At 69.4% G+C, this 24,911-nt stretch carries 18 protein-coding genes; 4 read left to right on the forward strand and 14 right to left on the reverse strand.

Annotated elements, in window-relative coordinates; genetic code table 11:
• Window positions 1–2: 2 nt before the first annotated feature.
• The 3 genes from P0592_RS18720 to P0592_RS18730 all read right to left on the reverse strand — a co-directional run bounded on the left by P0592_RS18720 (window position 3) and on the right by P0592_RS18730 (window position 8,123).
• On the reverse strand, window positions 3–5,417 hold the full coding sequence (locus P0592_RS18720) for a PAS domain S-box protein (protein ID WP_276274007.1): 5,415 nt from the start codon (window positions 5,415–5,417) through the stop codon (window positions 3–5).
• Between the two features lie 350 nt (window positions 5,418–5,767).
• Window positions 5,768–6,853, reverse strand: a complete 1,086-nt coding sequence (locus P0592_RS18725) for a guanosine monophosphate reductase (protein ID WP_276274008.1) — start codon at window positions 6,851–6,853, stop codon at window positions 5,768–5,770.
• A 112-nt stretch (window positions 6,854–6,965) separates the two neighbouring features.
• Window positions 6,966–8,123 carry a methionine adenosyltransferase gene (locus tag P0592_RS18730; protein WP_276274009.1) on the reverse strand — a complete coding sequence of 386 codons (1,158 nt, stop codon included), beginning with the start codon at window positions 8,121–8,123 and terminating at the stop codon, window positions 6,966–6,968.
• A gap of 135 nt (window positions 8,124–8,258) precedes the next feature.
• Here P0592_RS18730 and P0592_RS18735 point away from each other — a divergent pair, with 135 nt between their 5' ends.
• Entirely contained in the window at window positions 8,259–8,870 is a 612-nt protein-coding gene (locus P0592_RS18735) for a class I SAM-dependent methyltransferase (RefSeq protein WP_276274010.1), read from the forward strand.
• Between the two features lie 43 nt (window positions 8,871–8,913).
• On the opposite strand, the gene P0592_RS18740 is transcribed toward P0592_RS18735, so the two are convergent.
• The 4 genes from P0592_RS18740 to P0592_RS18755 all read right to left on the reverse strand — a co-directional run bounded on the left by P0592_RS18740 (window position 8,914) and on the right by P0592_RS18755 (window position 13,330).
• The gene (locus P0592_RS18740; RefSeq protein ID WP_276274011.1) at window positions 8,914–9,834 is read right to left on the reverse strand and encodes an LLM class oxidoreductase; all 921 of its coding nucleotides are present in this window, start codon (window positions 9,832–9,834) and stop codon (window positions 8,914–8,916) included.
• Window positions 9,835–10,346: 512 nt separating this feature from the next.
• Window positions 10,347–11,519, reverse strand: a complete 1,173-nt coding sequence (locus tag P0592_RS18745; RefSeq protein ID WP_276274012.1) for a Cdc6/Cdc18 family protein — start codon at window positions 11,517–11,519, stop codon at window positions 10,347–10,349.
• A gap of 3 nt (window positions 11,520–11,522) precedes the next feature.
• On the reverse strand, window positions 11,523–13,052 hold the full coding sequence (gene glpK, locus P0592_RS18750) for a glycerol kinase GlpK (RefSeq protein ID WP_276274013.1): 1,530 nt from the start codon (window positions 13,050–13,052) through the stop codon (window positions 11,523–11,525).
• A 107-nt stretch (window positions 13,053–13,159) separates the two neighbouring features.
• Window positions 13,160–13,330 carry a hypothetical protein gene (locus tag P0592_RS18755; protein ID WP_276274014.1) on the reverse strand — a complete coding sequence of 57 codons (171 nt, stop codon included), beginning with the start codon at window positions 13,328–13,330 and terminating at the stop codon, window positions 13,160–13,162.
• A gap of 79 nt (window positions 13,331–13,409) precedes the next feature.
• Between P0592_RS18755 and gfo6 the strand changes: the two genes are divergently transcribed.
• A complete protein-coding gene (gene gfo6, locus P0592_RS18760; protein WP_276274015.1) occupies window positions 13,410–14,495 on the forward strand; it encodes a D-xylose 1-dehydrogenase Gfo6 in 1,086 nt (361 codons plus the stop codon).
• A 24-nt stretch (window positions 14,496–14,519) separates the two neighbouring features.
• Here the strand turns inward: gfo6 and P0592_RS18765 are convergent, their stop codons facing one another.
• Window positions 14,520–16,004 carry an aldehyde dehydrogenase family protein gene (locus P0592_RS18765; protein ID WP_276274016.1) on the reverse strand — a complete coding sequence of 495 codons (1,485 nt, stop codon included), beginning with the start codon at window positions 16,002–16,004 and terminating at the stop codon, window positions 14,520–14,522.
• Window positions 16,005–16,125: 121 nt separating this feature from the next.
• Here P0592_RS18765 and P0592_RS18770 point away from each other — a divergent pair, with 121 nt between their 5' ends.
• Window positions 16,126–18,567 (forward strand): methyl-accepting chemotaxis protein, encoded by a 2,442-nt coding sequence (locus tag P0592_RS18770; RefSeq protein WP_276274017.1) that lies wholly within the window; start codon window positions 16,126–16,128, stop codon window positions 18,565–18,567.
• Window positions 18,568–18,621: 54 nt separating this feature from the next.
• Window positions 18,622–19,530 (forward strand): dihydrodipicolinate synthase family protein, encoded by a 909-nt coding sequence (locus P0592_RS18775; protein ID WP_419181145.1) that lies wholly within the window; start codon window positions 18,622–18,624, stop codon window positions 19,528–19,530.
• A 150-nt stretch (window positions 19,531–19,680) separates the two neighbouring features.
• Here P0592_RS18775 and P0592_RS18780 read toward each other — a convergent pair whose 3' ends face one another.
• From P0592_RS18780 to P0592_RS18805, 6 genes are all read right to left on the reverse strand, one after another.
• Window positions 19,681–21,066: an ABC transporter substrate-binding protein gene (locus P0592_RS18780; RefSeq protein WP_276274019.1), complete on the reverse strand. Its 1,386-nt coding sequence runs from the start codon at window positions 21,064–21,066 to the stop codon at window positions 19,681–19,683.
• 75 nt (window positions 21,067–21,141) lie between these two features.
• The gene (locus tag P0592_RS18785) at window positions 21,142–22,146 is read right to left on the reverse strand and encodes an Ldh family oxidoreductase (RefSeq protein ID WP_276274020.1); all 1,005 of its coding nucleotides are present in this window, start codon (window positions 22,144–22,146) and stop codon (window positions 21,142–21,144) included.
• The gene (locus tag P0592_RS18790) at window positions 22,146–23,312 is read right to left on the reverse strand and encodes a UxaA family hydrolase (protein ID WP_276274021.1); all 1,167 of its coding nucleotides are present in this window, start codon (window positions 23,310–23,312) and stop codon (window positions 22,146–22,148) included. Before P0592_RS18790 ends, P0592_RS18785 begins: the two co-directional genes overlap by 1 nt.
• A 2-nt stretch (window positions 23,313–23,314) precedes the next feature.
• Window positions 23,315–23,638, reverse strand: coding sequence for a UxaA family hydrolase (locus P0592_RS18795; RefSeq protein ID WP_276274022.1), 324 nt, complete (start codon window positions 23,636–23,638; stop codon window positions 23,315–23,317).
• A gap of 63 nt (window positions 23,639–23,701) precedes the next feature.
• Complete coding sequence (locus tag P0592_RS18800) at window positions 23,702–24,679, reverse strand: YeiH family protein (RefSeq protein WP_276274023.1); 978 nt, start codon at window positions 24,677–24,679, stop codon at window positions 23,702–23,704.
• A complete protein-coding gene (locus P0592_RS18805; RefSeq protein ID WP_276274024.1) occupies window positions 24,679–24,816 on the reverse strand; it encodes a hypothetical protein in 138 nt (45 codons plus the stop codon). Before P0592_RS18805 ends, P0592_RS18800 begins: the two co-directional genes overlap by 1 nt.
• Between the last annotated feature and the right edge of the window lie 95 nt (window positions 24,817–24,911).

Below are 24,911 nucleotides of genomic sequence, written 5' to 3' on the forward strand. Positions count from 1 at the left end.
TGTCAGTCGTCAGCGTCGAACAGAACCCCGAACGTCTTCCGCTCGGCGAGTCGGAGGTGTTTGTTGAAGGTCGGCTGTGTGATGTCGAGTCGGGTCGCGACCTCGCTCCCGTCGTTCTCCCGGGGCCACTCGAAGTAGCCCGCTGAGAGTGCGGTCCGTACCACCTCCAGCTGTCGGTCGGTCAGTTCCGATCTGACTCGTTCGCTGAGCTCCGACGGCGTCCGGTTCCGTCGCTGGTGCTGGCGCTGGGCGGTGAGTTCGAGCGACGGGGCGACCTCCTGCAGTCGCTCGACGAACGACCGCACGTCGGCGTGTCTCGGTACCTCGACCAGTATCGTCGTCTCCTCCGGGTCTGCGACGGCCTCTCGGAGCACGCCACCGTACTCGGCGATCGGTGCGCCGAACCAGTCGGTCGCGTGGGCCTCGACCAGTGTCGAGGACGAGTCGCTGGTGATGAGGTCCACGGATCCGGGCAGCCGTCGCTCGGCGATCTCCATCACGTCCTCTTCCTCCTCCCCCGTGAAACCGAAGTAGAGGCTCGTCGGGCCGTCCTGCTTGGCGGCCGTCCGTTCGAGCCGAACTCGACAGTCGGCCGCGGCGGCCGCGCGTGCGAACGACAGCGCGTCGCCCGGCCCGCGGAACTCCAGTTCGACCGTCTCGTCCGACTCGAGGGCCCGCCGCCGCTCGATCGCCGCCAGGGCGTTGGCGATCGTGGCCCCGAGTTGTGACAGGACGTCCCGTTCACGCTCGTCGAAGGCGTTCGGTGACTCGGAGCCGATGGTCAACACCCCGCGCGTGATCCCGTCGTACGTCAGCGGGACCGCACAGAGCGACTGGTGGCCCGCCGAGAGGCCCGCTCGCCGCCAGTCGTCGGCCGGTCCCTCACCGACGAGCGAGTTCTCGACGGCCAGTCTGTCGGTCCGCCAAGCGTCGATCGCGGGATGTGGATCCGCCGTCCCGCTCGCCGTCGTCAGGTCCATCGACTCGACGTATCCCTCCGGCGCACCCACGATCGCGCGGGCCGCCAGCCGGTCGGAGCCGGCGTCGATGCCGCCGATCCACGCGAGGGCGTACGGTCCCGTGTCGGCGAGTCGTTCACAGACCGCCCGCTCCACCTCGGCTGCGCTCGATGCCTCGGTGATGGCGGCCTCGACCTGTTGTGTCAGCCGAGCGATCCGGTCGAGCCGCTCCGCACGCTCGGTCTGTGTGCGCAGCTGCTCTTCCTGCGCGGCGAGGCGTCGCTGTCCCTCCAGGTGATTGAGTGCGGCCTCCAGCGTCGCGGCGAGGATATGTGCAGCCTGAACTGTCCCAGAGGTCAGCGACCCATCAGGGGTACCGACCAGAAGTGTGCCGTGATTCCCGAGCGAGAGCGCCCGCCACGCCGCGAGCTCGGCCAGCCCTGCCGGTAGTTCGGTCTCGGCACGGTCGCCGAGGAAACCTGTCGGGTCGTCGCCACCGTCGGAGGCGACGACGGTCCCGGCCGCGAACCCCTCCCAGAGCGCTCCGTCACCCGGTTCGATCGGCTCTGCCGCCGCCTCCGACGGCAACTCCCCGGCCAGCGCCTCGGGCCGGAGGACGCCCCCCTCGTCGTCGTAGAGGAACGCCCCGACCGCGGGGAGGTCGAGTGTCTCGGCGGCCGCTTTCACGGCCATCCGCGTCGCCTCCGTGGGAGTGTCCGCAGTGGCGAGATCCTCCGTCGCGTCGTCGAAGGATGCGATACGCCGCTCCCGTCGTTTGCGTTCGGTGACGTCCCGGCTGACGATCACGACCCGCGTCTGTCCGCCCTCCCACGCGGTCGGATAGTAGTCCGACTGAACCCAGCGAGTCTCGCCGTCAGTTCGCCGGATCCGGTACTCGTGTGAGTAGCTGTCAGATGTCGTTCCTGCCTCGACATCGCCGACGATGCCCTCCACGAACGCCCGATAACCGTCTGCATCGTCGGGATGGAGCGTGTCGAAAAAACCGTTCTCGTGCGCGCTGCTGATCTCGTCCAGCGATCGTCCCCAGATGTCCTCGTACCCGGAGCTGACGTAGTCGGGTGCCTGTGACCCCGACGTGATCGCCTCGGCGCGCGTGATGAAGATCGCCTCGTCGATCCGATCGAGGACCTCGCTCAGTCGCCGCTCGGTGCGGCGTCGTTCCGTGACGTCGCGGTTGAGAGCGACGCACCGCAGTTCACCGCCGAGTTCGATCGTCGTCCCCTTCACGTCCAGCCAGCGAGTTTCGCCGTCACTGGTCTCGACGGCCCACTCCGTCTGCTCCGGCCCGTCCGACTCGACGACCGCCTGGACCAGCTCCCGCGCCCGGTCCATCGTGTAGCCGCGCTCACCCGGACTGTAGCCGCTGATACCCATCTCGAGGATCTGGTCCCGGTCGTAGCCCAGCAGTTCACAGAACGTGTCGTTGACGTCGACGAGTTCTGCGGTCTCTGGATCGTGAACCGTGATCGAATCAGTCACCCCGTCGAAGATCTGTTCGTACTCGCGCTCGCGTCGCTTGCGTTCCGTGATGTCTCTCGAGATCGCGAGGAACCGTTCCTCCCCGCCGATGAGTGCGCGTGTCGGATTCACTTCGAGCCAGACGCGCCTCCCGTCTCTCGTCTCGATCGCCTGCTCGTACGGACTGATCTCCTCCCCGTCGATCACGCGCTCGATGATCTTCGGAACCCGATCCGGTGGCAGGTCCGCGTCGTCGTCCTCGACGAGCAGTCCCTCGGCACCCATCTCCAGTATCCGTTCCCGGTCGTACCCCGTCAGTTCACACATCGTCGAGTTGATATCGATCAACTCGCCGGTCTCGGGGTCGTGGACGGCGATGATGTCGTTGACGCCGTCGAATATCTCCTCGTACTCGCGCTCGCGACGCTTCCGCTCCGTGATGTCGTGCAGGAGTGCGACCACACGCTGCTCGCCGGCGATCTCGCCCAGCTCGTGTCTGGCCCGGACCCAGACCGTCTCGCCGTCTGCCGCCTCCAGGGGCCACTCGAACTCCTGTCCGCCTTCGGTGACGGATTCTCGGATCATATCCCTGGCATCGTCGGCACTGACCCCCTCGTCAGTCGCCTGGAACTCCGACAGCGGTCGTTCGACGAACGCCTCGCGGTCGTAGCCGAGCAGCTCGGCCACCTGCCTGTTCGCGTTCACCACGTCACCGGTCTCCGGATCGTGGATCACGATCCCGTCCCCGGCCATCTCGAATATCTGCTCGTACTCCCGCTCCCGCCGTCTCCGCTCGGTGATGTCCTCGACGCGACCGACGACGCGGTCGACGACGCCGTCCTCGTTCTCGATCGGGAACCGAGTGACTGTCACCCACCTCGTCTCCCCGTCCCGTTGGATGCGATACTGTCCCTCGTAGGCGGCCTGTGGGTCGCCCGCCGCTACCTCGTCGATCAGCCGCTCGATGTCCGCCTCGTACCGCGCGCGGTCGTCCGGATGAGCCGCCTCGACGAACGACGTCGGCCGCTCGTAGAGTTCCTCGACGGGTCGTCCGTAGATGTCCTCGTACGCGGGATTGATGTAGAGCATCTCCGAGAAGTCGGCGGTCGCGAGGTAGACGATCTCGTCGATGTGTTCCGCGATGAGGCGGAAGCGACGTTCGCTCTCACGGAGTTCTCGGTCCTGTTCGACCCTGTCGAGCGCCGTCGTCGCGTGTCGCGCGAGGATCCGTGCGGCGTCCAGTGTGACGTCGTCGATCCGACCGGCACCCGGCGCGGCGGCGGCGACGACACCGTGGCCCCCGAGCGGGACGATCACGACCTCCCCCTTCGGCTCGCCATCGGACACCGTCTCGGGGTCGACGACACGCATCTCCCGCTCGAGATACGCGTCGTAGGCTGGCGTTCCCGGTTCGATCACGCCGGGCTCGGATTCACCGTCCGAGAGCCCGAGCAGACCGCCGCCCGTCGCGACCGGCGTCAGCTCGCCCTTATCGTCCGGGTCGCCCCAGCACGTCGGTGCCGTGAGATCGAGCACCTCGGAGGCGGCGTCGGCGACGGCCTCGAAGACCGCCGTCGCGGTGTCGGCGTTCTGTACCTCTGCGGTCGACTCGTGGAGGTGACGGACCATTCGCTCGCGGCGCTTGCGCTCCGTGATGTCCGTATACCAGACGTACGCATCGGAGTCCCGCTCCGCGTCCCGATCGGCGTCGAAGTGGATGACTCTGAAGAGGAACTCTCGGGTGCCGGTCGCCGTGACGCGTGGTGCGACCGCTTCGACGCGGTCGCCGCCGGCCGCTCGCTTCCGGAACTCCTCGAAGTCCGTGCGTTCCGACTCCGGAACGACGGCCTCGGCGACGGTCGATCCCACGATCTCCTCGGAAGTGAACCCGAACACGTCCTCGAAAGCGGGGTTGATCTCCCGTATCACCGGCTCACCGCCCTCGAACTGGACTCGTACGACCGGATCGGGGTTGTTCTCGAACAGCACCGACCGCCGGTCGCGTTCCCGTTCGAGCTGTCTCTCGTACTCGGTCCGTTCGGTCACGTCGCGCGAGAGGGCCAGGACACGGTCCTCGCCGGCGATCGTGGCCGGTGCCAGATTCGCCTCCAGCAGTCGTCGCTCGCCGGCCGCCGTTTCGACCGACCACTCGACAGTCTCCGTCTCGCCCGTCGCCGCGACCCGTCGCTGAATCTCGTAGACATCCTCACCTCCGAGCCCGTCCCCGACCGCCCCAAGCCCGCCGAGATCCATCTCGAACAGGGTCTCACGGCTGTACCCCGTCAGCTCGGTCATCGTCTCGTTGACGTCGACCATCTCCTCGGCCCAGGGATCGTGGACGGAGATGACGTCGTTGACGTTGTCGAACACCTGCTCGTACCGTCGTTCCTGCCGCCGACGCTCCGTGACGTCGACCGACGTCGAGAGCACGAGCTCACGGCCGCCGACGTGGACCGTTCGCAGGCTCGCCTCCGTCCACCGGATCCGACCGTCGGCCGTCTCCAGTGGCCACTCGAGTTCGATCGCTCCGTCCTGCTCGGTGACACTCGCGACGGCCCGTGTGATCCGCTCGTGGTCGTACCCCGGGAGCTCGGCGGTGAACTCGCCGACCTGCATCGACTGTAGCTCCGCTCGATCGTAGCCGAGCAGCTCACAGAGCGCGTCGTTGGCGTGCAACATCTCACCCGATTCGGGGTCGTGGAGGGTGGCGACGCCCGCGACGTTGTCGTAGATCTCGCGGACGCTCGTCAGCGCGTGTTCGCGCTCGACGACCCTCCGCAGGCGTTCGGCCACGAGCGACGGGTCCGTCTCGACGAGTTCCCGCGGAAGCCACTCCGTCGCACCCGCGGACAGGACGTCGCCGACCAGATCGTCGTCGCTACCAGCACTCAGAACGACGACGGGAGTGTTCGGTCGTTCCGCCCTCCACCGCCGAACGATGTCGGCGGAATCGTGGCTCCCTCCAGTGTCGTCGATCACCAGACAGTCGGTCTCCGATGCGGGGTCCCACTGGTTTTCCCGCGACGGCCCCCTATCGATCGATAGATCGGTGTCACGCTCCAAGTACGACCAGCCCTCGCAAGATGTCTCTCCCCCGATCAGTGAGAAAGAGAGCGTGCGTGAACTTCCCCCAAACATAGATACTATGTGCGGTTCAAGGCCTGTAAATCGTTTGTAGACCGGCCGCTGAGGGTCGTCAATCTATCGGATTCTCTGTGCGTTGAGCACAGTCGGTAGGGCGGTACGGCCCCGATTGGTCTCAGTTATCGCGTCGGAGTGGGGCTACGGTAGCCGGTGACTCAGCGAGCACGCGATCTATCGTCCCACGGCTAATCGTCGGCCTCGCCGTGGGCTTGTTCCGTGCTGTCTACGCTGACCGTCTCCCACTCGTCGTCGGAGTGGGCACCCTCGCGGGCCTTCGCGCTCGCCGCGACCCTGACGAACTCGGCCTTGCTGCGAGCGGCCTCGATGTCGTGACCGCCACAGTAGGACAGCCCCGAGCGGATCCCGGCACAGAACTCCGCGACGACGTCGGCGACCGGTCCCTTGTACGGCGTGAGCCCCTCGACGCCCTCGTCGGCCGTGACGTTCTCGCCCTTGTCCGAGCGCTCCTCGGCGGCCGCCGTCGTCGCCATCCCGCGGGAGCGCTTGTACCTGACGCCGTCGACCTCGACGACCTCGCCCGGGGCCTCGGCGGTGCCGGCGAAGAGGCTCCCCAGCATCACCGTGTCCGCGCCCGCCATCAGCGCCTTGACGGCGTCGCCGGAGGTCTGGATGCCCCCGTCGGCACAGATCGTCACGTCGAGGTCGGCCGCCGCCTCGGCGCAGTCGTCGACGGCCGTCAGCTGCGGGACGCCGGCGCCCGCGACCTTCCGCGTCGTGCAGTGCGAGCCCGGCCCGATGCCGACCTTCACGCAGTCGGCCCCGGCGGTGGCCAGGTCCTCGACGCCCGCCGGCGTCGCGACGTTGCCGGCGACGAGGTCGAGGTCGGGGTGGGCGTCCCGGATGTCCGCGACGGCGTCGAGCGTCCGCTCCATATGACCGTGGGCGACGTCGACGACGACGGCGTCGGCACCGGCCGCCACCAGCGCCGCCGTCCGGCCGAGGTGGTCCTCGTCGATGCCGACCGCCGCGGCCACGGGGACGCCGGCCTCGGCGACGCGCGAGACCTCCGCGGCCTGTTCCTCGACGGTGAGGAACCGGTGGATCGTCCCGATGCCGCCGGCCTCCCCGAGGGCGATCGCCAGCTCGGCCTCGGTGACGGTGTCCATCGCCGCCGATACCATCGGAGTGTCGAGCGCGACGCCGGGCGTGAACTGCGTCGCGAGGGCCACGTCGCTCCGGCTGTCGACCGGCGAGCGCTGTGGCACCAGCAGGACGTCACCGTAGCTCAGTCCCGTACGGAGATTGTCCATTCCGAACAGTAACAGGCCCGTCGGACTGATAAGTATCACGCTCGCCGCGCCGGGAGCGGTCCCGACCGATCGGCGGTCGGGAACCCTTCGGCCCGGCTCGGACGCCGTGGCCTCAGAACACGTCGACCCGGCCCGCGAGGAGGTCCGCTCGGAGCGTCCCGATCGCGTCGAACTCGGCGGCGACCGCGTCCGCGACTGCGTCGGCGTCTGCGACGGTCGTCTGCACGTCGACGGCCCACGGCTCGGCGACCGGCTCGCCGATCCGGGAGAGGAGCTGGACGCCGCCGTGGCTCGCGCCCAGCGTCTCGGCCAGTCGGCGGGCGATCCGGAGCGCGAGGAGGTTGTACAGTTTGCCGACGTGCGTGATCGGGTTCTTGCCGGCCGTGGCCTCCAGGCTCATCGGTCGGCCCGGCGTGATGAGCCCGTTCGCGCGGTTCCCCCGACCAACCGCGCCGTCGTCGCCCGACTCCGCCGACAGGCCCGTGGTCGTGAGATACACCGAGCCGGTCTCGGGGTCGTCCGCCGCGTTGACGCGAACCGACACGGACCCCTCAATCCGCCCCGCCGCGTGCCGCTTTGCCAGTGCCTCGATCTCACCGACGACCGCCCGATACGCCGCCAGGTCCTCGACGTGCTCGTCGACGACGGCGGCAGCGACAGTCAGCGAGACGTGCTCGCCTCGACGGAGCGCCATCAGCTTCACGTCCTTGCCGACCGCGTCGAGCTCCGAGTGCAACCGCGGCGCGAGTGTCCGCACGTACCGTTCGGTCGGCGTCCCGGGCGCGTGCCCGACGCCGAAGCTGGTGTCGTTCGCGAGCGGGGCCGCGCCACGCCGGAACAGCGCCCCGAGGTCGGCCGACGTCTCCCCGATCCGCGTCTCGACGTCGACGTGCTCGGACGAGAGCGACGGGACGGTCCCGAGGAGGTAGTCCCGCGCGGCCTCGCTCGCGATCGCGTCGACCGGGACGCGCTCGCCGTCGACGGCGGTCGTGGCCCGACCGCCGACGAGAACGTAGATCGGCCGCGTGACCGTGCCGCCGCCGAAGGCGGGTTCCGACTGGCCGGCCCCGAGGTGGACCTTGTCGGTGTTGTGGTGGAGCACCTCGCCGAACTCGTCGCGATAGTACGCCGAGAGGCGGCGCGAGACCGCCTCCGCGACCCCGTCACACAGCGAATCCGGGTGACCGACTCCCTTGCGCTCGACGAACTCCATCGCTCGCGTCTCGACCGGATCCGCCTCGACCGGTTCCACCGAGAGTCGGTCGTCCATACGAGTTCGTGTCCCTATGACAACAAAAGCGTCCGGGGGCGCTCGCCGGGACAGCGCGGACGGAGCCCGGGCGTAACTACTACACACCGCCGACCGAAGCGAGTGTATGAGTGTCAAGACGGCGGGGAGAACCGCGTGAGTGCCGCTGTTCCGTACCCGCAGCGCCCACTCACCCACGTCTACGACGCGGCGTACAGCGGCGTCCCGAACTGGGACATCGGCCGCCCACAGCGGGCGTTCGTGTGGCTCGCGGACGCCGGACTGGTTCGCGGCCCCGTCCTCGACGTCGGCTGTGGAACCGGCGAGCTGTCCCTGTTCGTGGCTCGACAGGGCCACGACGTCCTCGGGATCGATCTCTCGTCGCTGGCTATCTCACAGGCACGACAGAAGGCCCGCTGGCGACAGATACCCGCCCAGTTCCTCGTCCTCGACGCACTCGACCTGCCGGCGCTGGCGGCCCGCGGGTTCTCGTTTCGCACCGTCCTGGACTGCGCGATGTTCCACATCCTCGGGGCGAGCGAACGGGACCGCTTCATCGCCGGCCTCGACACCGTCGTCGAGCCCGGGGGCCTCGTCTGCCTGCTGGGCGACGCCCGCCGACAGCCCGACGCGATCTACGGGATCACGCCGGCGGAGGTGCGGCGTCGCTTCGGCGACGGCTGGACGGTCCTGTTCGCCTACGAGACCGTGTTCGAGCGCCGCTGGAGCACGAACCCGGCCTACTTCGTCGGCCTGCGCCGCTCGTGAGACGCGGAGCCACAGCGCCACGGGACGGAGGGAGACGACTGGATCACTCGAGAACGTCGGTCGCGAACGCCGTCATCGCGGCCCCGGGGTCGGCCGCATCGAAGCCAAGCAGGAGGTGGTCGACGCCGTACTCGTCGAGCCGCCGAACGTAGTCGGCGACCCACTCGCTGCCCGCGTGGTACCCCTGATGGATCGGCTCGGGGTCGGCGGTCGGGTCGTCGGCGAGCGACAGACGGAGCGCCATCACGAACGGTTTGTGCCCGTCCGTCTCCTCCCGCCACGTCTCGACGTAGGACTGGAGCGTCTCTTCGGGGAGGTGGTAGAACAGCCAGCCGTCGCCGTGCTCGGCGATCCAGTCGACCGACTGGCGGGCGTTCCCGGTCGGCAACAGCGGCAGCGTCTCCGTGGTCGGCTTCGGGAGGACGTCCAGGTCGCCGTCGAGTTCGCCCCACTCCCCCTCGATCGACGGGTACTCCTCGCGCCACAGCGTCCGCAACGCCGCGATCCGCTCGCGGACCAACTGCCCGCGTTCGTCCCTGGCGACGTCGAACGCGGGGTACTCCGGGTCCCGATCGCCCGAGGCGACCCCCACCACGAGTCGGCCGCCGGAGAGCCTGTCGACAGTCGCGGCCGACTTGGCGACGTGGATCGGGTGTCGGAGCGGCAGGACGACGCTCGCCGTCCCGAGCGCGATCCGCTCGGTGTGTGCGGCCACGTGTGAGAGGAGCGGCCACGTGTCGAACGCCCCGCCGGCGTCGCCGAACCGCGGCCAGTACGTCGGGACGTCACGCGCCCAGAGCCCGTCGAAGCCCAGCGACTCCGCCCGTTCGGCGAGGCGGAGCTCGCGGTCGACGGCGGGCGTGGACTCCCGCTCGCCGGTCAGCGGGAAGCCGACCCCGTACGTGAGTCCCTCGTCGCCGAAGAGTCGCCTGTAGCCGACGTTCTCGTGGCTGCCTGTGGTCATCGTCCCCCGTAGTCGTGCGATCCACTTCACCCCTGTGTCGCGCGTGACCGGTACCGAGACGCGGCCCCGGTCTGCCTCGCACGGCCGCTCGGAGCGACGGGGGCCTTCCGAGACGTTTCTACACCAGTTCTCATCCAGACACGATCGTATTAGTACCTGATCGCGTATATTTATCCCGCTCCCGAGTGGTCAGTTCGTCTCGACTGTCCCGAACCGACCGAAGGGCCGTCGGTGGCCGTCTCGGGCGCGTTTCCCGACGCTCCCGTCCCGGCTGTTCGAACCGACGTCACGGTCGGGTAGCTCCGGAACAGGGTTCCGTACGGTCACGGCAGCATCAGCCGCTCTATCGCACTGGTAGTCGGTCTCGGGGGACAGTACCGACCGAGCAGATCCAGAATCGAGGACCTCACCGCTCGGTCGCGTCACTCCCATTTATAACAGATAGCTTATAATATACTTTTCCGATACTTTCTGTCGCATCGACCGGCTCGCCTCTCCACTGGGTTCGGCGGTCACTCGTGTTCCAAGTCGTAGAGCCGTCGGAACACGGCGGTCGGGAACCGCGGCTCGACGCGGCTCGGGACCCGCCCGATGCCGGGCGTCGGTTCCCCCTTCACGCGGTCGAGGATGCCGTCCTCGGCGGCCTCGTAGATGAACCGCTTGACCGTGCCACGGGAGAGGTCCGTCGAGAGGGATGCCGTGACGGCGTCGGTCGCCGCCTCGACGGACGACCGTTCCGCCGGGTCGAGGTCGACCAGCGCCCGGAGGACCGCCAGCCGGTTCGCCGGGAGCGAGAGGACACGGTCCAGTGCGACGGCGTCCTTCGAGAGCCGGTCGACCGCCGCTTCGGTGTCGCTGCGGTCGAGCGTTCCCCGATGGCGATCCGCCCGGTCGGCGGCGACGAACAGGGCCGCGAGCGCGTCGTGGGCGTTCCCCTCGGCCCACTCGACGATCGGTTCGGCGGCCGCGTGCCCGAGCGTCGCCTCCCGGAGGCCGAGCGACGCACGGCGCGTCAGCAGGTCCGCGAGCTGCTGTCGGCGGTAGGGGGACAGCCGCTTCGTCGCCCCCGCGACGTCGCCGAAGGCCGTCTCCGACGGCGGACTCCGGCCGACCCCGACCAGGGCGACGGTCGCCGGTAGCCCGTCTACCCACTCGACGACAGTCTCGGCGGCCGCCCCGTGGCCGTCCAGGTGATCGATGGCGACGACGACGGGCGACGCGTCCCTCCCGCGTCGCTCGTGGAGCCGGTCGCGGAGCGTCGCCGTCCCGACGCCCCGCTCCGGGACCGACTCCTCGACGACCGAGTCGAGTATCGTCCGGTAGAAGGCGAACTCGCTGTCGACCCGGCGGCTGTCGAGGTAGACGAACGCCGGGGAGCTCGACGGCCTGACCCGCGTCGAGGTGTGGACGACCGGTCGCGTCGTCTCCGGGAGGGCCGACAGCTTCCTGAAAAGCGCCGTCACGATCGCCGACTTCCCGGACCCGGGCGGGCCCGAGAGGTACAGCGGCGGCGGCGTCTCGTCCTCGAAGACCGGGTCGAAGTGCGTCAACAGCCGCTCGATGGCCGGCCCGCGGTCGACCGGGTCCTCGATGTGGGCCGCGGGCGACAGGGCGGTGTAGTCCCGGACGAGCGACTCGCCGTCGACCTGTGGCCGCCGCCGGCGGATTCGTTCCTCGATGTCCATACCTTACTCGGTCGCCCAGTCCAGGGAGCGCTCGACGGCGTCGTCCCAGCGGCTGTACATCTCGTCGGCTTCCTCCCCGTCCATCTCCGCGGAGAACTCCCGGTCGACCTGCCAGTTGTCGCGGAGTTCGTCGACGGTGTCCCAGTAGCCGACGGCCAGCCCGGCCGCGTAGGCCGAGCCGAGCGCCGTCGTCTCGTCGACCTCGGGGCGGGCGATGTCCGTCTGGATGATGTCCGACTGGAGCTGACAGAGGAAGTTGTTCTTGACCGCCCCGCCGTCGACGCGGAGCTGCCCCATCTCGATGCCGGCGTCGGCCTCCATCGCCTCGGCGACGTCGCGGGTCTGGTAGGCGATCGACTCCAGGGTCGCCCGGACGATGTGTTCTTTCTCCGTCCCGCGGGTCATCCCGACGATCGTCCCGCGTGCGCGGCCGTCCCAGTGTGGCGCGCCCAGGCCGGTGAACGCCGGCACCATGTACACGCCGTCCGTCGAGTCGACCGAGCGCGCGAGTTCCGCCGTCTGTGCCGCGTTGTTGATGAGGTCGACGTCCTCCAGCCACTCGATCGCCGCCCCCGTGATGAAGATGGAGCCCTCCAGCGCGTACTGGACGGGCTCGCCGGACATCTGGAAGCCGACGGTCGTCAGGAGGCCGTGGTCGGAGGCGACGGCCTCCTCGCCGGTGTTCATCAGGAAGAACGACCCCGTGCCGTAGGTGTTCTTCGCGTCGCCCGCGTCGAAGCAGGTCTGCCCGAACAGCGCCGCCTGCTGGTCGCCCAGCGCACCGGCGACGGGGATCTCCGCGCCGAGGAAGCCGTCGGGGTCGGTGTGGCCGTACAGTTCCTCGTCCGAGGAGGGCCGGACCTCCGGCAGCATCGAGTGGGGAACGCCGAACTCGTCGAGGAGTTCGTCGTCCCACGCCATCTCGCGGATGTCGTACAGCATCGTCCGGGAGGCGTTGGTGACGTCCGTGACGTGGTTGCCCGTGAGGTTGTAGATGAGCCACGCGTCGATGGTCCCCATCCGGAGTTCCCCTGCCTCTGCGCGGTCGCGCAGGTCCTCCCCGCGGGCAGACTGCATCTTCAGCGGCTCGGCGTTGTCGAGGATCCACTCGGTCTTGGTGGCCGAGAAGTAGGCGTCGGCTTCGAGCCCGGTCTTCTCGCGGATCTCCTCGACCTTGTCCTGGGCTTCGAGTTCCTCGACGCGGTCGGTGGTCCGGCGGTCCTGCCAGACCAGGGCGTTGTGGACCGGCTTGCCCGTCTCGGCGTCCCAGACGACGGTGGTCTCGCGCTGGTTCGTGATCCCCAGCGCCTCCAGTTGCGTCGCGTCCAGGTCGGCGTCGTCCAGCCCCCGCTTGACGACCTCCTGGGTGTTCTCCCAGATCTCGATTGGGTCGTGCTCGACCCAGCCCGGCTCCGGGTAGATCTGCTCGTGTTTCTCGTAGGCGTTGGCGACCACCTGTCCGCCGTGGTCGAACACCATGAATCGCGTGCCTGTCGTGCCCTGGTCGATCGCGCCGATGTACGTGTCAGTCATAGGTAACTAGTTCCGGTCGACCGCGTCTGTTGTGCCGATATCCACTGTATCTACAGGACCGCAAATAAAGATATCGTCGCCGGCAGTGGCGCGCCGCCGCTCCGACGCTAGCGCCCGACGATGACGCGGTCGATGGCGGCGTCACAGGCCGGACAGCGAGGCTCCGGGTCGTCGGCTGTCCCGCCGGGGACGACGCCGGGGATGGACTCGTGACAGGCCGGACAGACGACGCTGTCGTGGCCCGGGTAGGGACAGACGCGGGGGTCGTCTTCGGTCACAGTCGAACGTTCGGCCACGGTCGGTTTAGCCGTTTCGGGGAAGGGGAGATTTAAGCGCCAGCGGCCGGTCGGTCCCCGTATGGACGTGAGCGACATCGTCGACGACGCCACCGCGCGCGACTGGGAGACGGTCGACCCCGAAGGGACGGAGCCGGTCAGGTTCGCCGTCATCGGCCTGGGGTGGTTCACGAAGGGGCGGGCGCTGCCGGCACTGGCCGAGAGCGACCGCTGTGAGCCGTCGGTGCTTGTCAGCAGCTCCGAGGAGAAGGCCCAGCGGCTGGCCGCCGAGACCGACGGCGCGGAGCACGGCATCACCTACGACCAGTTCCACGACGGGAGGGCGGCCGACGCCTACGACGCCGTCTACATCGTCACGCCGAACGCGCTCCACCTAGAGTACGTCGAGACGGCCGCCGATCTGGGCAAGGACGTCCTCTGCGAGAAACCGATGGAGCGCGACAGCGACCGGGCCGCAGAACTCCGAGACACCGCCCGGGCGGGGGGCGTCGACCTGATGATCGCCTACCGGATGCACACCGAGCCGGCGGTCCGCCGGGCGCGTGCGCTGATCGAGGACGGCTACGTCGGCGAGCCGATGGCCGTCACGGGAGACATGTCCCAGCGCCTGCTGGACCGCATCGACCCCGATCCGGACCAGTGGCGGCTGGACGAGGAGCTGGCCGGCGGCGGCGCGCTGTTCGACATCGGTATCTACCCGCTGAACACGGCCCGGTTCCTGCTCGACGCCGACCCCGTCGCCGTGACCGGCAACGTCTCCAGCACCCACGACGCCTTCGACGAGGTCGACGAGACCGTCGCCTTCTCCGTGGAGTTCCCCGACGAGGTGTACGCCCAGTGTTACGCCAGCCACAACGCCCGCCAGTCCTCGGGGATCACCGTCACCGGGACGGAGGGCCAGGTCCGCGTCGAACCCGCCTTCTTCCAGGACCAAGGGCGGGAACTCCACGTCTCGCGGGGCGACGGCCGCGCGAGCATCGAGATCGAGACGGTCGACCAGATGCGCGAGGAGTTCGACTACTTCGCCGACCGGGTGCGCGGCGACGCCGACATCCTGCCCGACGGCGACCACGGCCTCGTCGATATGCGGGCGATGGAGGCGGTCTACGAGGCCGCCGAGACGGACCGTTGGGTCGACGTCGAATAGCGACGGAAGGCGGAGCCGGGAGCGTCAGGCGTTCGTGAAGCCGTCGTGGAAGCCGACGAGTTTCGCCTTCGAGAAGTGCTCGACGGCGTACTTGATCCCCTCCTTGCCGACGCCGGAGTCCTTGAAGCCGCCGTAGGGCATGTGGTCGGCCCGGAAGCCGCTGACCGTGTTGATGTTGACGCCGCCGGCCTCGATCTCGTCGGCGGCCCGCTTGGCGCGGTCGATGTCCTGCGTGAACAGGCCGGCCTCCAGCCCGTACTCGGTGTTGTTGGCCTCCGCGATTGCCTCGTCGAAGTCCGCGACGGAGATCACGGGCACCAGCGGCCCGAACGTCTCCTCCTTGGCGGCGGGCATGTCCGGCGTCACGCCCGAGAGGACCGTCGGCTCGAAGGTGCGCGGCCCGAGGTCGCCGCCGTAGCTCCCGCCACACTCGACGGTCGCGCCCTGCTCGACCGTCGCCTCGAAGATGTCGACGACGTCCTCGAACTGACTGTCGTCGACCATCGACGCGATGTCCGTACCGTCTTCGAACGGATCCCCGACGGTCAGATCCTCCGCGGCGTCGACCAGTGCGTCGACGAGTTCGTCCTCGACGGTCTCCTGGACCAGGACCCGCTCGACGCTGTTGCAGACCTGGCCGGCGTTGGAGCAGGCCCCGCCGACGACCTGCTCGGCGGCCTGTTCGATGTCCGTGTCGCCCCAGACGATCGTCGGGTCGTTGCCGCCCAGTTCCAGCGTGATCTCCTTCATCCCGCTGTTCTCGGCGAGGTACTTCCCGACGCCGGTCGACCCGGTGAACGAGATCGCCTCGACGGCGTCGTGGTCCAGGACAGTGTCACCGACCGTCGACCCGGAGCCGGTGACGACGTTGAACAGGCCCGCGGGCACGTCGGCGTCGACCGCGTCCGCGGCGTCGTCGAGACACTCGAACAGCGCGACGGAGGTCAGCGGCGTGTTCGTCGCGGGCTTGCCGACGACGGCGTTGCCCGCCGCGATGGCCGGGCCGACCTTGTGGACCATCAGGTTCAGCGGGAAGTTGAACGGCGTGATGGCCGCGACGACGCCCAGCGGCTCGCGCTGGGTGAAACAGTGGTCCTTGGCGAAGCCCTTCTGGGCGTCCATCGGGACGTACTCGCCGAACATCCGCTTGGCCTGCTCGGCCGAGAGGTCCAGCGTCTGGACCGCACGGTCGACCTCGCCGCGGGCCTCGGCGATTGGCTTGCCCTGCTCGCTGGTGAGGATGGTCGCGATCTCGTCCGCGCGGTCCTCGACCTGCCGGGCGGTCTCCGAGAGCAGTTCGTAGCGCTCGTAGGCCGACAGCTCCGAGGCCTCGAAGGCCTCGTCTGCGGCGTCGATGGCCTCGACGACCTGTTCCTCGCTGGCCATCGGGACCGAGCCGACCAGATCCCCGTCGTAGGGGTGTACGACGTCCGTGCGCTCGTCGGCGTCGACCCACTCGCCGCCGATGAGCATCTGCTTGTCGAGCCGTGTGGCTGTTTCCTGACTCATACCGAGACGGTCGGACAAGAACAGCATAAGCGTTACGCAGCGGTCGGACGGCGGGCGGGCGAGTTTCAGCGCTGATAGCCGGTGCGGTAGAGTTAATGTGGGGACTTGTCTGCCCGGACGTATGTCAGCCTCAGCGAGCGGCAGTGACGACGACGCCCCCGGTTCGATCCGGCGCGTCGTCGAGTGGATCGGGCGGGTCGCACGGACGCTCACGCCGGCCGTCGTCCGTCGCCGGTACGCCGCGAAGTTCGCCATCTCGATGGCCGTCGTGGTGCTGGTCGTCGCCGCCATCGGCGGTGCCAGCTACGTCCAGATCCAGTCGAACCTGCGGGAGGACACCCGGTCGGAGCTCCAGTCCCGGGCTGCGATGCAGGCGACGGCCGTCGGTAACTGGGTCGAAGAGCTACAGGTCCAGACGCGGTTCATCTCGGCGGCCGAGGAACTGCGGGGCACGGAGCCGACGACCGTGAACGCCTATCTCGGCACCGCGCGGAACCTCGGGACCCTCGACATCGTCGCCGTCCACGTCGTCGACCGTGAGCGCGGCCGGGTCGTCGGGAGCACCACCGTCGACCTCCGGGGCCGATCGGTGTCGAGTCTGGACCGGCCGTGGGAGCGGCCGCTCCGAGCGGTCGCGGCGTACGACAGCGTCGCGTCGGTCGTGGCCGCCGGCGAGCGGAGCTACCGGCGGGACAACGAGACGGTCCTCGCGTTCGCCAGCCCGGTGGCCGACACCGACCGGGCGGTGGTCGTCGTCGGGTCCATCCAGAGCGAGGTCGACACGTTCGGCGGCGAGGGCGTCGACGCGCGGACGACCGTCGTCACCGCCGACGGGTCGACGGTCCTCGGAACGGGGGCGACGGTCGGCTCGGGGTCGCTGACCGACCCGGCGGCGTTCGACTCGGCCGTCGAGAACGGGACCGTGGGCGCGGTCGAGACGAGCCGGGCCGTCCGGGCGTACGCGCCCGTCTCGCAGACGGACTGGGTCGTCGCCGTCGGCGTCCCGACGCGCGAGGCCTACGCCATCGGGCGGTCGGTCGGGACGAACGTGCTGGCGATCGTCGCCGGGAGCGTCCTCGCCCTCGGGTTCGTCGCCACCGCGCTGGGCTGGCAGACGGTCGTCCCGCTGACCCGTCTGCGCCGCCGTGCCGAGACGATGCAGGAGGGGGACCTCGACGTGGACCTCTCGACGGACCGGATCGACGAGATCGGGCGGCTCTACGGGAGTTTCGACGAGATGCGGACCTCGCTGCGGTCCCAGTTCGACGAGACGGAGTCGGCGCTGTCGGAGGCCGAGGCCGCCCGCGCGGACGCCGAACAGGCCCGGACCGAGGCCGAAGCGGCGCGCGAGCGCGCCGAGGCGCTCTCGGAGCGACTCCGCGAGCGGGCCCAGCAGTTCGGCGAGACGATGCAGGCCTGTGCCGACGGGCAGCTCCACCGCCGCCTCGACGAGCGTGCCGACAACGACGCGATGGTCGAGATCGCGACGGCGTTCAACGAGATGATGGACGAGATCGAGGGGACCGTCGCCGAGGTCCGCTCGTTCGCCGACGAGGTGGCCGACAGGAGCGTCACCGTCGCCGACAGGGCGGACGCCGTCGATCGACAGGCCGCTCGTGTCGACGAGCGTGTGCGGGACATCTCGGACGGTGCCGGCGAGCAGACCGAGCGGCTGGAGCGGATGGCCGACGAGATGGCGACCCTCTCGGCCAACGTCGAGGAGGTCGCCGCGAGCACCACCGAGGTCGCCGAGACGGCCCAGCGGTCGGTCGAGCGCGGGCGCGACGGCCAGGCGTCCGCGGCGGCGGCCATCGAAGAGATGGACGAACTGGAGGCGCGGGCGACCGAGGCGGTCGAGCAGATGGACGCCCTCGGCGACGAGGTCGAGGCCATCGGCGACGTGGCCGATCTCATCGCCGACATCGCCGACCAGACGAGTATGCTGGCACTGAACGCGAACATCGAGGCGGCCAACGCCGGCGGCGACGGGGCGGGGTTCGCCGTGGTCGCCGACGAGGTCAAGGGGCTGGCGGCGGAGACCCGCGAGGCGACCGACGACATCGGCGACCGGATCGAGGCCGTCCAGGCCCAGACCGACAGCACGGCCGAGGCGATGACCGAGATGCGCGCCGCGGTCGCCGCGGCCAGCGACGCGGTCGGCGAGGCCCGGACCGCGCTCGACGACATCGTCACCGAGGTCGAGGCGACCGACGACGTGGCGCGGGAGATCGACCGCGCGACGGGCGAACAGGCCGAGACGACACAGCAGGTCGCCGGCGACATCGACGAGGTCGCGGACATCAGCCGGACCGTCACCGACCGGGCGGCGTCGGCCGCCGAGAGCGTGGCCGACCAGGGCGAGACGGTCGGCGAGGTCGCCGACGACGCGGAGACGCTCCAGCGCCGGGCGACGGCGCTGTCGGCCCGGCTCGACGACTTCGAGGTCGCGCCCGAGCGGGGTGACGCGGAGGGGGCCGACGGCGGACCGGGCGGCGACGGACCGCTCGCCGACCCGTCGGAGGACGGTGACGACGGCGGCGGCCGAGTCGGTCGCGGGGAGTGAACCGGCCGCGGCCCCATCCAAAATTATAACTAACCGGTCGCCGTTCGATGGGGTATGCATCTCTCGGGGACAGTCGTTCCCATGGCGACGCCGACCGACGGGTCCGACCGCTCGGTGGACGCGGAAGCGCTGCGCGCGTTCACCCGGACCCTCGTGGAGGGCGGCGTCCACGGGCTCTTTCCCGGGAGCTCCATCGGGGAGTTCCCCAGCCTGACGACGACACAGAACAGACAGATTGTCCAGACGGTGGCCGACGCCGCCGGCGACGACGCGACGGTACTCGCGGGCTGTTGTGACACGAACGTCGACGACATCCTGGCGAACGTGGAGGCGGCGGCCGACGCCGGTGCCGACGCCGGCGTCGTCGTCTCGCCGTACTACCTCGGGACCACCCAGGACGGGCTGGATCGGTTCTTCCGAGCCGTCGCGGACGACTCGCCGCTGCCGCTACTGCTCTACAACATCCCACAGCTGACGGGCAACGAACTCGGCGTCGACCTGGTCACGTCGCTGTCGGACCACGACCGCATCGTCGGGCTGAAGGACACGTCCGGGAACCTCACCTACCACCACCGCGTCGTCGAGGCCACGCCCGCGGAGTTCGCGGTCTTCCAGGGGGCGACCGAGCTGGCGACGGCGTCGCTGGACGCGGGCGCGGACGGACTCATCGCCGGCCCCGCCAACGTCTTCCCGGAGGCGCTGGCCGAACTCTACGAGGCCCACCAGCGGGGTGAGTTCGGCGCGGTCCGACGGCTTATGCAGACCGTGGTCCTGCCGGTCGTCAGCGCGACGAGCGACCTGCCGACCGCCGCGGCGGTGAAACACCTCGTCGCCGTCGGCGGGCTCGACATCGGCGACCCGCTACCGCCGCTCCCGCACCTGACCGACGACGAGCGGGCGGCCCTGACGGCCTGTTATCGCGACGTGGCGGCCACACTGGACGAGCAGGTCGTCGAGCAGTAACGCGCGCCTCGGAACTGTTCGGTCCCACTCTCCCGCCCGGAGCTTTCGGAAACGAGCCGCCAGCGGCCGCGCCAGCGCCGTCGCTGGCGGGCGAGACACGCGAGAACGGAGTGTGGTGCGGACCACGACGTCGGATCGCGACGGTCCCTCTCAGGCGTTGTTGACCTCGGAGTCGATCTCCTCCTGGGCGTCGTTGAGTGCCTGCTCGGGGGACTTCTCCTGGACCAGCGCCGCGTTGCAGTTCGAGTAGACGATCTCGGAGAACGTCGAGTACTGCGGCGTCGCCGGCCGGGCGCTCGTCTGGTCGACGATGGTCGCGAACGTCTCCAGGTGCGGTGCCTGCTCGAAGTACTCGTCGGCGTACAGCTCCTGCCGGACCGGGAGCCGGCTGTGCTCCAGGGCCATCGTCTCCTGGGCTTCCATCGACGCCATGTAGCTGGCGAACTCCTGGGCCGCGTCGGGGCTCTCGGCGTTGGCGTTGATGAACAGGTTCCAGCCGCCGAGACAGGAGTTCTCCGCGTCGGGGTGCCCCTCGGCCTTCGGCATCGGCGCGACGTCGAACTTGTCCTGGACCGCGGAGCCGTCCTCGTTCATCAGCGCGACGGCGTAGGGCCAGTTGCGCATAAAGATGGTGTTGCCCTGCTGGAACGTCTGCCGGTTCTGGTCCGTCGAGGACGCCGGGATGGACTCCGGCGTGACCTCGTACTCGTGGATGAGGTCGACGGCGTGCTGGAGCGCGGCGATGCCGTTGTCGGTGTTGACGACGAGGTTGCCGTTGCCGTCACGGACGCTCCCGCCCATCCCCCAGAGCCAGTTGAGCCACATGATGGTCAGGCCCTCGTTGGCACCGCCCTGCCAGATGTAGCCGTTGAGGTCGGAGTCGTGCTGGTCTTTGATGTCCTGTGCCATATTCACGAGCTCCATATACGTCGTCGGCGGCTCGCTGTAGCCGTACTCCTCCAGCAGGTCGGTCCGGTAGTACAGGGCGTTGGCGTCCGTGTGGATCGGCATCCCGTATATGGTCCCGTCGACCGTCACGGAGTCGATTGGCGTCTGAAGCATGTTCTCCGTGTGGCCCTCCGGGTCGCTCACCTCGGCCGCCCAGCCGTTCTGGGCGAACTCGGCGGGCCAGATGACGTCCATGTTGCCCACGTCGAACGACGACGCGCCGGAGACGAACTGATTGACGTAATACTGCCGGGTGGACGACGCGTTCGAGGGAGTCTGCTGTGACTCGACGGTGATGCTGCCGTGGCTCTCCTCGAACATCGGGACGAGGCTCTTGGCGTCGTTGCTGAAGTAGCCCGGGTAGACGTAGTTCAGCGTCTGGGAGCCGCCGCTACCGTCACTGCCGTCACTCCCATCACCGCCACCCCCGTCGCCGCTACCGCCGTCGCCACCGTCGCCACCGCCGCCGTCGCCGCCATCGCCGCCGGATCCGCCGTCGCCGCCGCATCCAGCTAGTAGCGCGATGCCGCCGCCGGCCATCGTCGTGATAAACTGCCGTCTGCGCTTGCCTGATCGCTCGTCTGACATACGTACACACGTATAGCACCTCCCCTATTAATTGTTATTGTCCAGAATTTTATATTTCAGGGGCGACGGCGGGAGTCAGCCGCCGTCCGCGAGGGTCCGGACCTCAGCCCAGAGGTCGTCCTCGACCTCGACGGCCGTCGCGGTCCGGTCCCGCTCGACCGAGCGCTGGCCCGGCAGCCGGACCTCGTCGACGTGTGCTGCCGTCGGACCGTCGGTCAGTCCCCGGAGGAACGCGCTCGCTCGCTCCGAGAAGTCGGCAGCGCCCAGGGCGTCGGGGTCCAGCGCGAGGAACAGATCCCCCTTCGTGCAGGGGTCCTCGGTGTGGTACGTCCCGGTGACGTCCGCGCCCATCGCCGCGCCGACCAGGCCGCCGGCCAGGACCTCGACGGCGATCGCCAGGCCCGAGCCCTTCGCCCCGCCGAACGGGAGGATGGTCCCCTCCAGGGCGGCCTCGGGGTCGGTCGTCGGCTGGCCGTCGGCGTCGAGCGCGACGCCCTCGGGCAGTTCCTCGCCGGTCTCCTTGCGGTGGAGCACGTCGCCGCGGGCGATGGCCGACGTCGACATATCGAGGTTGAACGGCGGATCGGTCGGCAGGCCCACGGCGATGGGGTTGGTGCCAAGTACCGGATCGACGCCGCCGTATGGCGGCATCGCCGGCTCGGTGTTGGTGATCCCGACGCCGACGTAGCCCTCGCGGCGGAGCTGGTCCGTGTAGTAGCCCAGCATCCCGAGGTGGTTGCTGTCGTGGACGCCGACCGCGCCGACGCCGAACTCGTCGGCCCGGTCCATCGCCTCGCCCGCGGCGGCGCTCGCGACCACGGGACCGAGCCGGGAGCCACCGCTGATGGTCGCCGCGCCGCCGCGCTCGTCGACCACCTCGATGTCGCCCTCCGGATCGACGTTGCCGTGCTCGATCCCGCGGACGAACCGCGGGAGTCGCAAGAGCCCGTGGGAGTGCTTGCCGCGAGCGTCGGCGCTGACCAGTACCTCGGCCGTCTGAGTCGCGTCCGCGTCCGTGATCCCGTGGGCGCGGAAGGCGTCGGCGGCGACCGCGACGGCCCGCTCTCGGTCAACCTCCATTATGTCGAGGGACCGATGCGGTGGATGGCGAACTGGCTCTCGCCCAGCGCCTCGCTCATCGTCATCTTGCCGTTGACCACGTCCTCGATCTCGTCCCAGAGCTGGTCGGTCGCCCAGTCGAAGTCCTCGTCGCCGACCAAGGCCTCGCTGACGTCGACGTCGGTCTCCTCGGGCACCCGCTCGGCGCTGTTGGGGTTGCCGGTGATCTTGATCGTCGGCATCACCGCGTTCGAGAGGGTGTGGCCCTGCCCCGTCGAGATGACCATGAAGTGCGCGCCGCCGGCACCGATGCCGGTGACGGACTCCGCGCCGTGGCCGGGCGTGTCCATGATGTACATCCCCGACCCGTCGGGGATCTTCGCGCCGTAGTCGACGATGTCCTGGATCGGGCCGTCGCCGGACTTCACCAGCGCGCCCAGCGACTTCTCCTCGATGGTCGTCAGGCCGCCGTCCATGTTGTCCGGCGTCGGCTGGGCACCACGGACGTCGTAGCCCGTGGCCTGCAGGCGCTCGTCCCAGTGCTCGACGCGGTCGAGGATCTCCTGGCGCACTTCGTCGTTGACCGCGCGCTCGGAGAGCTCGTTCTCGCCGCCGAAGAACTCCGGCGTCTCGGCGAAACAGCCACGACCGCCGTGGTCGTCGATGAGCCGCCAGACCGCGCCCGCGGTCGCCTTGTGCTGGCACAGCCCCGAGGTGGTGTCGGAGGTGGCGCAGTTGATGCCGAAGGTGAGCTTCGACATGTCCGCCGGGACGCGGCGCTGTGCGCTGGCCTCGATGGCCATCTCCTGAGCGGCGTCGACCGTCGCGTCCAGCGCGTTCATCACGCCCTTCTCCTCGTGGATGTTGATCGAGGCGCTGGGTCGACCCGTCTCGGCGACGTCGGCGGCCAGTTCGTCGCCGTCGACGATCTCGCCCGCGTGGGCGACCACGACCGCGCCGTAGGTGTTGGGGTGGGTCGCGTAGCCAAGCAGCGTCCGATAGGTCTGGAACACGTCGGGCTTGGTCTGACACCGCCCCAGCGGGTGCGTGATGGGGATGGCGTCCTCGACGATGTCGGCGGCCCGCTCGACCGTGTCGTTGGCGTAGGGGGCCGTCGAGACGATGACCGTGTGGTTTCGGATGCCGACGCTGCCGTCCTCCCGCTCGTAGCCTAGGAACTCGCTCATTGTCACTCGCTGATGGTGGCGGCCTCGCTCTCGTCGGCGAGGTCACCGCGGCCGTAGTTCGATTCGACGTTGTGGACGTGGACCCACGTGCCCGCGGGGATGTCCTCCGTCGCGTTCCCGATGCTCTTGCCGTACTTGACGATGGTGTCGCCGTCGGCTATCTCCTCGATCGCGATCTTGTGGCCGAACTCGACGTCGTCGACGACCTCGACTGTGCGTTCCTCGTCACCGACGCCGACCGTGACGGTCTCGCCGGCCTCGAGTTCGCGGAGCGCGGTCGCGACGTTGTCCGATGGTTCGACGACCTGTAGATACCTGTCGGGCATACACTCCGAACAGTGGCGCGCCGGGTTATAATGCTTTCTCATACCACACCCCGGCGCGACCGGTCACAGCAGCAGGGTCACGCCGGCCAGCGCGAGGAGGCTGACGGTCACGAGGTGTGCGAGGACGACCAGAATCGGTCGGAGGCCGGTCGCCCGGAGCCGCCTGGGGTTCAGTTCGAACCCGAGGCCGACGAACGCGAGGGTGAACAGCCAGTCGCCGACGCGGGCGACCGCGGCCTGCGTCCCCGGCCCGACCAGCCCCGCGTTGACGATGCCGGCGACGAGCAGGAAGCCGACGAGGAACTTCGGGAACCGGTACCAGACAACCGACGGACTGGCGCGCTCGCCGTCCGTGGCGTAGAACACCGCGTACCCGACCGCGAGCACGCCGATGAACGTGTTCCGGACGAGCTTGGTGACGGTCGCCCACTGGCCGGCCGTCTCGGAGACTGCGAAGCCGACGGCCGCCGCCGGACCGGTCGAGAACAGGCTCAGCCCGGCCCAGACGCCGAACACCCGATCCGGGAGCCCGAGTACCGCCCCCAGTGCCGGAAAGGCCACCAGCGTGACCGCGTCGAACAGCAGGACGGTCCCCGCCGCGTAGCTGATGTCGGCCTCGTCGCCGTCGACGCTCCCGGCGACCGCGAGGACCGCCGAGACGCCACAGACGCTCGCGCCGGCCGCCAGCAGCGACCGTGTCCGCCCCTCGATCCCGGCCTGCCGGCCGACCAGTTCGACGAACAGGACGCCGACGACGACGACGGCCGCCGCCAGCGCGACGACGGTGGGGCCGGTCGTCGCGAGCTGGGCGAGCGTGAGCTGTGCGCCCAGCAGGACGATGCCGGTCTCCAGCAGGAGCTTGTACCTGTCGAGCCCCGGCTCGGCCCACGCGGGCGTCCCGACGGTAGCGGCGAGGAGTGCACCGCTCGCGATGGCGACCACCAGCGGGCTCAGCGGCGTCGCACCGCCGACCGAGCGCGCGACGACGGCCAGCCCCAGCAGGACGACGAGCCCGGGCACCGGGCGGACGACCGGCCGCATCAGGGGGCCAGCGCGACGGCGGCGACGATGGCGACGCCGAGGGCGGTTGCCTTCCACCCGCGGTCGGCCGTGGCGACCCGGCGGCGGCAGCGAGCGGCGAGGCTGCCGGCTTCGCGGCTCGAACCGTTTGGCTGCATACACAGAGACGACCGGGCACACCTACATAAAGGTACGGCGTCCGTCACCGGCAGCCCCCGGGTTTTATAACCGCGCGCGTCCGTCGGATGCGTAC

It is taken from the genome of Haloarcula litorea, from assembly GCF_029338195.1.
GTDB classification, from domain to species: domain Archaea; phylum Halobacteriota; class Halobacteria; order Halobacteriales; family Haloarculaceae; genus Haloarcula; species Haloarcula litorea.